The following is an 8,623-nucleotide window of genomic DNA, read 5'->3' as shown; positions in this document are numbered from 1 at the left end:
GTTGTTTGACCGTCGGTGTCCGTCTTTGGCGAGGTGCCCAGCAGGGCGGAACCATCTTGAGACCAGATTACCTCCACGCCGGAGAGTGGATTGCCGTTTGCATCGACGACGGTTGCCGTGGCTTGGTTCGTCGCCGTGCCGTTAGCGACCGCTCCAGAGGTGACGGTCAAAGCACTGACTTTCACAGAGCCGCTGTCCCCAATAAACGTACTCGGTTTTGATAGGCTGCTGTTATTGACCGTGGCGGTGATATTAACGGTTTGTGCTTTGGTATTGGTAAAGGTGACCGTCGTTTGACCGTTGGCGTCCGTCTTTGGCGAGGCGCCTAGCAGGGCGGAGCCATCCTGAGACCAGGTTACCTCCACGCCGGAGAGTGGATTGCCGTTTGCATCGACGACGGTTGCCGTGGCTTGGTTAGTCGTGGTGCCGTTAGCAACCGCGCCAGAGGTGACGGTCAAGGCACTGATTTTTGCAGTGTGACTGTCCGCAATAAACTTAGCAATCCCAGTTTTACTGTTGGCGTTATCTAATGTTGCCGTTAACAGTACAGATTCTGCAACCGTGTCAGTAAAGGCAACGGTCAGGGATCCCTCAGAATTTGTCTGGAAAGCTTTGGATACTTTCGGTGCCTTAGCCTTTAATGTCGAGCCGAATAGTACTGTTGACTTGTCAGCACTCAACGTTACGTTGACCTTGCTGACAGGGGCTCCATTGCTGTCTTTGACCGTGACAGTGACAGCATTTGGAGTGGTTCCATTGGCCGGACTGCCATCTTGGGTCACAACCATCGTATCAATGACATAATTTGCAGGGTCGCTGATGAACTGCCCTTGCTGTGATGCGCTTTTATCACCAGCTATAGCGGTCAAAATCACCGTTCCAGCAGCTGTCGATGTAAAGTCAGTAGTGACCTGACCGCTGGCATTGGTGGTTGTCTGTAAATTTTTCAATGTGGCAGGTTTGTCAATTTTCCACTGTACCAGTGTGTTAGCGATTGGATGATTGTTAATATCGGTGACTGTGGCGACGGCATGGTTCGGTGTCTTACCATCAGCAATGCTGTTATTTTTGGTGATTTTCAGCATGATATTGCTGACCTTCACGGGATTGAATTGGCTATTTTGAGTGGCACTGGCGGCACCACTTTTGGCGGTGATCTGTACTGCTTCGGGAAGAGTATTCGTGAAATTAACCGTTGAGATACCGCTTTCGTTAGTTACCGTGCTTGACGTATTCAACTTAGCAGAACCGGTTAATGACCAAACTATTGATGCATTACGCACTGGCTGACCGTCTTTATCTGTGGCATAAACCTGTGCGGAATTGGGCGTTAAGCCATCCGAGGGACTATTGTCGACTGTAATTTGTAACCCTAGATTGCTAACACTTTGCCGATCCTTCTTCTGATACTGTAGAACAATCTGGTTATTACGCTCGACTAAGTCATAGCGACTGCCGGCTAAGCTGCGCTGAAGACGGACACTCTCGGGATTAACTTGATAGGACCAAGGGCGCCCCAGATCGTAGCGGAAATTCACTTGGAACTGAGTATCTTCTAGCGAGTCTTGACCACGTTTATAATTAACAGCTAATTGAACGAGTGGGATTGGGGTATAGCTCAGACCTGTTGTGACAGCTGAAGGGTTACTCTGTAAATGGTCAGTGTCAAACAGTGCAACTTTATCGCCGTAGTATTGCTCATACATCAGCTTCGCACCGAGCTGCGGGTAAGCTGGCAAATAGCCTTCGGCCCGAACATCATAACCATCAGCCGGTTTTTCATCGTAATCATCAAAATCACGAGACGAGTGCCAGTCAGTGGTGCCTACATAGGTGTTAGCTGAAAGTTTTAAATTATTGGTCCATGCTTCAGCACCAACACCAACGCGGCGGTTCTTGCCCGTAAAATCATCGTCAAAGAACACGTTGCCGCCAAACATCCAATTTTCAAGATAGAAAGTACGTACGCCCATCCCCAAATTGCCAGTAACGCGGCCATCAGGTGCGCGCATACCAAGCTGGGTAAAGAGCATAGATTTTTTATTGTCATAGAGTGGGGCGAGGAAATCGATGGCGCTGTCATCCCAATTGCCATTGTCGTCGACGTTAAGCTGAACGCGAGCGGTACCAAACTGGCTCAGCCACTGTTGGGCTGATGACGAAGCATACCCAGTCGCGGTCGATTTTGCCGTGCTGGCAATGCCATCAGTACCATTAGATGACAGTGCGCTGGCCAGACTACTCATGGTGTCGCCGTAGGGAAGTGCAGCTATGTCTGTAACGGATGAATTTTCGTTTCTATCAACGGAAAAAGGAGATGGACTGATTTCGGCAGATGTTGAGCTTTGTGCTGTCGCATTGTGCGGTATTACCGATACAAGAGGAAACGTCACTTGCAAAAATATCTGCAACCATGTGAAGAAACGAAAGATGTTGTTTTTTCCCACCCAGAAAATTCCTCTTGGTGCTAAATCTTAAACGAGTTTTCTATACGGTATTTATTAAATGTAGACGCTCTTTAATAAAACACTATGGATGGGAGCAATCCCTTTACTATAAGAACGCTTTCAATGTGTGATTAGCTGTGAATTTGGCGATAGTGTTCTAATCTGATTACAAGAGATCTTACGGGCAAGGGAAGTGACTGAATGAAAATTGATGCGTTTGCTTTTGGTACGACCAACTGGAGTGAAATTGAAAAGACAGAACATCCCGGTGAAACCGGCATGGCTTACTGGCGTACACAGTTCTTTGGTCAGAAACCCAATCAAATCCGTGTGCGAATGGTTGAATATTCCCCTGGCTATCTTGCCGATCACTGGTGCCAAAAAGGACATGTTCTTTTCTGCATGGAAGGAGAATTAGAAACCATCCTCGAAGATGGACGCAAATTCATTTTGAATGCTGGGATGAGTTATCAGGTTGGTGATAACGCCGAATCACATCAGTCCAGAACTATCACTGGCGCAAAACTTTTTATTGTTGATTGATTTTTATATCGGGGTGATAGGGACAGTCAATCTTCGTAGAATTTACTGTCATCTCTCACCCGGAAAAACGAGGTGCTGCGTTATTCTTCTGTTGGCTGGATTGACTGTGCCAATTCAGATTGAGCAATGATACTAAGCGCTTTAATGTCATTAGACATTATTGCGGTGAGGTGTTTAGTCATCTTTTCTACAGGCCAATCCCACCACGCTAATTTCTCCAATTCGCATACTATTTCATCTGAAAATCGTTTCTTAATGACTTTTGCGGGGTTACCTCCGACGATGGTGTAAGCAGGGACGTCCGAAGTGACAACAGACTGAGAGGAAATAATCGCTCCGTTACCGATCTTCACGCCGGGCATGATCAGGGCTTTGTACCCGATCCAGACATCATTTCCAATTATCGTATCACCTTTGTACGGCAAATCTTCAGGCTTTGGCATCGAACCCTCCCAACCATTTCCGAAAATATAAAATGGAAACGTCGAGAAACCTGACAGTTTGTGGTTCGCTCCGTTCATTATGAACTGGACACCTTTTGCGATAGCACAAAATTTACCGATAACCAGCTTATCGCCGATGAAAGGGAAGTGATAGAGAACATTCCGTTCAAAATTCTCTGAGTCTTCTGGATCATCGTAATATGTGAAATCACCGATGATAATATTTGGATTCGTCACCGTATTCTTGATGAAACAAACCTGAGGGAAACCTTCCATTGGATGTTTATTGAGTGGATCTGGGCCTGGCATACACCCTCCGGTGTTATATTCTGTTAGTTTGAGTGATGGATATTCCACTCATCACGAGTAATTTCCCACAATTCTGAGTCCAAAAGTCCGCAGACAAATTGTGCCTTTTCGGTTTTGATTAATCGCATGCCACTACTGGCTGAAATGTGCTGAGAGCGAATGTTTTCAGCCGCTTTTGAAGCTCGCAAAACAGGCTTATTTAAAGTATTAAACCAGTAATTTGTCGCCGCAATACTGGCTTCTCGCATTAATCCTCGCCCCTGATATTCAGGAGCCAACCAGAAACCTCGATTATTATCTTTCGCTTCGTCCAGACTGATAACGCCTATCAAATCGTCAGGATTATCCTGAAGCCGTATAGTCCAAAACCAAGCGAGTCCTTTTGCCATAGCAGGCAGTGCGATGTTATCAACGTAATGCGATGCTGCATTGTCCGGGTAAGGCCAAGGAATAGATGACACTAAATAACGCACAATCTCCCAGCGTGGGAAGCGCTTCTGAATTTGGAGCGCATCTTTAGAAACTAATGGTTTTAACAGCAAGCGCTCTGTTTTTAGCGTGGGTATCTGCATACGTTCTTCTACTTACACTCTACTTTAATAAAATTAATGAGTGAACATGAGTAATGCCCGCGTCTTGTATGAAACTGCCTTGTAACGACTTTCAGCCGCTAAGAGCGAGGAGGTACGTTATGATTCTATTCGGGAATATTATGGCCACGTCTCTTTACCATCTTTATAGACATCACGATCGTAACATTCGAATTTGCTGAATCTGCACGCTTCATTGAGATACTTTAGTGACATCGCGCGGCTTTTTTCAACGCCTTCGCCTCTGTGATACATCAAGGCTATCATGGAGAATGCGCGGGCTTTAACTGACGCTAACTTATCTTGGGAGGCGGCCTGAAAAAGGCTCATGGCTTTATCGTAGTGTTGAAGATCGAATTCTTCATGTGCTTCCCACATAACTGCGTAGGGATTGCCGCTAGTCGCCAGTTTTCTGATATTTTCTTCATAGATAGGATCGAATGTATTCAGATATTTATCCTCGTTGATTTTTACTAAACCTTCATTCGCTTCCCTCAGGCCAAGATTTACGGCTTTCTCGTAATACTGATAAGCTTTATCTGGTTCGTTTTTTGCGAGTATGGATCCTAGTGAGGCTAATGCTAACGGATAGTTCTGTTTTGCAGACTCTTCTATCAACGTCAACGATTTTGCTTCACTTTTTTCAATTCCCATCCCCCCTTTATATGCATATCCAAGATATAGCTGAGCTGAGGGATCTCCTGCGGCGGCGCTTTCCTGTAGTGACGGAATCGCCTTTTTAAGAAGTTCTTTTGCGAGGGCTTTATCCTCTCTTAGCGAATATTTAGCAAGATCTTCATCGGAGTACATATACATATTGGCAAGATAATAATTGGCTATGCCATTACCTGATTTTTTAAAATACTCAGCGGCTTTAATCTCATTAACGTCAACATTATCACCGGTATAAAATTTATATCCTTCCTTGAAATTTTCTTCATCTGCCATCATGGCGGCCTGACTCACGCCGGACACTATCAGCAATGTGGTGAGAGCTATAGTAAGGCTGTAGCGCATATCATTTTCCACTATATAAAATTTGTCTCTGGATAATAGGGTATCAGTAATATTTGTTCCATATCTGGTCAACAAAGGGGGCAAGATTCGGAAGTTTGTTGCCATTTTGTCTGTCTGTCTGTCCAATGAGGTTCCTGAGATAACCCGCATACCTTGAGAATAACGCCGTCACTTACTAAAAAGAGAGGATGGGGGAAGCCATTAAGAATGGCCCGAGGACATGTTTTATTAGGATATAAAAAAAGGCCTGATACGACTCCTGTATCAGATCTATTATTTTATATCTATAAAATCAATAAGATAAATGGCAGCGTCCGAAAATGTCCGAAATTTGTCCGATGTCATTTTGACGGGAATATCAACGTTCTTCCATTCATCTTTACGAGAGTCCAAGTACACATCAGTCATCTTCATTGTCTTATGACACCTAATAAAGATAGTTTCTTGCATGGTCAGTATCTCGTGTATGGCCCCTACAGACACAAAAAAACATACCGATCAGGCTTGGTCGAACCTGATAGCATTATTGCAGTGGTATTTTGTGACTGTAGGGACAGTTAGTTTTGGTGGGGGTTATGGGTTCGTATTGGTGGAGATATTTTTTAAATCATTTCCTCCAAGTTATCTTAAACGACCGGCATTGAGCCCATCGGCTGTATTATTCCGCATAAAAATACACCTCGCCGAGGCGAGGTGTATTGTCTGGCAATCTTTGCGCTTTATTACTTAACTTAGTTTCTGTTGGACATAGGTTTCCATCAGCAACCTCCAGGCCCGCAGGTATCAATACTAATAGAGGTTTTACCGTCTATCGTTGCTTGCCCTTTTGTGACAGAAGCAACAACGTTTAGTTTCGCGCCTCCCACATCAGCTTCTACACCCATGAGTTTATCCTCAGGGATGTCAATAGAGACATCATGTCCAACATCTGATGTCTGGACTGTATACGTCGGCGATGTGTAATCAAGCGTTTGCCCATTCTTATCTCCACTAACGTTCGATGTGATAACTATGACATCACCAGCAGACATTCCATTATAGGCTGCAATTAGAACAGGGGTTCCTCCTAGTGCAACATCAACATTAATTGCCGTACCAGATGGAGTGGATGCAGCCTCTGGAAACGACACCTGAATTGGTCCAAAGTTTGGTGAAACAAAGGTCGTTTGCGTTGATGCTGATTGTCCATTCACCGTTGCCGTTACCGTAAAGGTTTCCGCTGTGAGGTCAGTCATTGATAGTGTTGCTACACCCGATCCATTGGTATATGTCGATGATGCCGAAGCATATTTAGCATTGGTTGATGTTTTAGACCATTGCACGCTGGCACCGCTAACGGGAGTGTTTCCTTGCATGACTAACACTTGAGCGATATTTTTAGCACTTCCATCCGAGTCAGAATTGTCAGTTTGCATGGTGACTGTTAGCGTTGTTTGCACTGTATCGAATATTGCCGTTGTCTGGCCAGTTTTGCCGCCGGCGTCTGCTATCACGGTGACGGACTCTGCGGTAGAATCCGTTAGGCTCAGTGTCGCAACCCCGTTAGCATCAGTTGTTACCGTCAATGGCGTGGTTGTCGTCGCACTCCCATTATCTAAGCGCCAAGTTAAGCTAACCCCTTGCATCGCATGTCCCTCGGCGTCTTCGACTAAAGCTTGAGCGACGTTTGCGGTGCTGCCGTCTGCTGGTGAATGATTATTACTCATTGTCACTGTAATCGTATCGACGGGTACCGCGGCGAAAATGGCGTCGGCTTGACCTATTTTCCCACCAGCACTGGCTGTCAGACTCACCGTTTCTGCTGTTGAGTCCACTAAATTCAACGTAGCATTACCATTGTCGTCAGTGATGACGGTGAGAGATGTTGTTGCTTTTGCTTTGCCCTGGCCTAAACTCCAGCTCAAGTTTATGCCTTTCATGGGTTGCCCATTGGCGTCGGTTACCGTGGCTTGAGCGGTGTTTTCAGTCCTTCCGTTAGCGGGCGAATTGTTGGTTGTCATCGTCACTGCAATCTTATTCACCGGGATTGAAGTAAAGATGGCCGTCGCCTTTCCTGTTTGTCCACCGGCATTTGCGGTAATCACAACAGACTCAGCCTTAGAGTCCACTAAATTTAGCGTGGCGATACCGTTGTTATCGGTTGCGACGGTTAGCGGTGAGGTTGCGCTTGCGTTACCACTCCCTAAGCTCCAAGTTAGGCTAACACCTTGCATTGCATGTCCATTGGTGTTGGTAACCACTGCTTGAACAATGTTAGTTGATGAACCATCGGATAGCGCGTTGTTGGTTTTCATGCTGACGTCAATTTTTGAAACGGTTTCAGCGCCAAAATTTGAATTTACAGACTCTGTTTTGCCAGATGTACTTGCCGTCAGTTTTACGGTTCCTGGTTTTGAATTAGTGAAGTGTACGGTTGCTATACCATTACTGTTGGTAACCGAGTCGCGGCTTGCTATAGCGGCTCCATTATCAACAGCCCATGTAATGGCAATGCTAGGCATCGCTTTACCGTTGGCATCTTGGACTGTGACCTGACCGGCATTCTGGTCAGTACCGTCAGACTGACTGTTATTCTTTGTGAGCTTAAGGTCTAATTTGGCAACAGATTTTGTGAAGTTACTTGGCGTTGAACGGCTGATTGAACCGGATGTTGCGGTAACAACCACTTGTTCTGCTGTGGTATTAGTGACATAGACTGATGCATTACCATTGTTATCTGTCACGCTGGATAAAGTACCTAGTTTCGCACCTCCTGTTACGCTCCAAGATATCGTTGTGTTTTTCATTGGCGTTCCGTCAGACGCCATTGCCTGTGCAGTGACGGTATTTGCGGTAGTGCCATCAGCAGGACTATTATCTTTCACGCTCACTAATGTCATATCAGATAAGGCATTACCTACGTCTTTCTTTTTATATTGCAAAACAATTTCGTTATTACGCTCAACCAGATCATAACGGCTGCCTGCGAGACTACGCTGGATGGCCACTTGAGATGGTGATATTTGCTCTGCCCATGGCTGCCCAATTGTATAGCGGAAATTGATGCCAAATTTGGTTTCGTCCATGGAATCCTGACCGCGTTTATAATCTACGGCGGCAGTGATCAAAGGCACTGGTGTATAATTCAAGCCCACGGTGACAGCTGAAGGGTCGCTTTGCAGATGATCTTTATCAAATAAAGCCACATTGTCGCCGTAGTATTGCTCATACATTAACTTCGCACCGAGCTGAGGGTAAGCAGGCAAATAGCCTTCGGCCCGAACATCATAACCAT

Annotated in this window: 7 protein-coding genes; 2 read left to right on the top strand and 5 right to left on the bottom strand. The window is 45.6% G+C overall.

The window, feature by feature from the left end; genetic code table 11:
- On the bottom strand, window positions 1-2,246 hold a 2,246-nt coding region (locus HMPREF3091_RS22955), incomplete at its 3' end, for an inverse autotransporter beta domain-containing protein (RefSeq protein ID WP_246840018.1).
- Window positions 2,247-2,271: 25 nt separating this feature from the next.
- On the opposite strand from HMPREF3091_RS22955, the gene HMPREF3091_RS22950 reads away from it, so the two are divergent.
- Window positions 2,272-2,478, top strand: coding sequence for a hypothetical protein (locus tag HMPREF3091_RS22950; protein ID WP_070717535.1), 207 nt, complete (start codon window positions 2,272-2,274; stop codon window positions 2,476-2,478).
- Window positions 2,479-2,648: 170 nt separating this feature from the next.
- The gene (locus tag HMPREF3091_RS17590) at window positions 2,649-2,990 is read left to right on the top strand and encodes a DHCW motif cupin fold protein (protein WP_004095029.1); all 342 of its coding nucleotides are present in this window, start codon (window positions 2,649-2,651) and stop codon (window positions 2,988-2,990) included.
- An 80-nt stretch (window positions 2,991-3,070) separates the two neighbouring features.
- Here HMPREF3091_RS17590 and HMPREF3091_RS17585 read toward each other — a convergent pair whose 3' ends face one another.
- The 4 genes from HMPREF3091_RS17585 to HMPREF3091_RS17570 form a co-directional block, all read right to left on the bottom strand.
- Window positions 3,071-3,742, bottom strand: coding sequence for a Vat family streptogramin A O-acetyltransferase (locus tag HMPREF3091_RS17585; RefSeq protein WP_083321457.1), 672 nt, complete (start codon window positions 3,740-3,742; stop codon window positions 3,071-3,073).
- A 23-nt stretch (window positions 3,743-3,765) separates the two neighbouring features.
- Window positions 3,766-4,314 carry a GNAT family N-acetyltransferase gene (locus HMPREF3091_RS17580; protein WP_004095031.1) on the bottom strand — a complete coding sequence of 183 codons (549 nt, stop codon included), beginning with the start codon at window positions 4,312-4,314 and terminating at the stop codon, window positions 3,766-3,768.
- A 138-nt stretch (window positions 4,315-4,452) separates the two neighbouring features.
- Complete coding sequence (locus tag HMPREF3091_RS17575; protein WP_070717687.1) at window positions 4,453-5,349, bottom strand: tetratricopeptide repeat protein; 897 nt, start codon at window positions 5,347-5,349, stop codon at window positions 4,453-4,455.
- 758 nt (window positions 5,350-6,107) lie between these two features.
- The coding region (locus HMPREF3091_RS17570; protein WP_246840012.1) for an Ig-like domain-containing protein at window positions 6,108-8,623 on the bottom strand (2,516 nt) is incomplete at its 5' end.

Source organism: Hafnia sp. HMSC23F03, from assembly GCF_001816025.1.
GTDB lineage: Bacteria > Pseudomonadota > Gammaproteobacteria > Enterobacterales > Enterobacteriaceae > Hafnia > Hafnia paralvei.
This window is presented reverse-complemented; position numbering and strand designations above follow the sequence as displayed.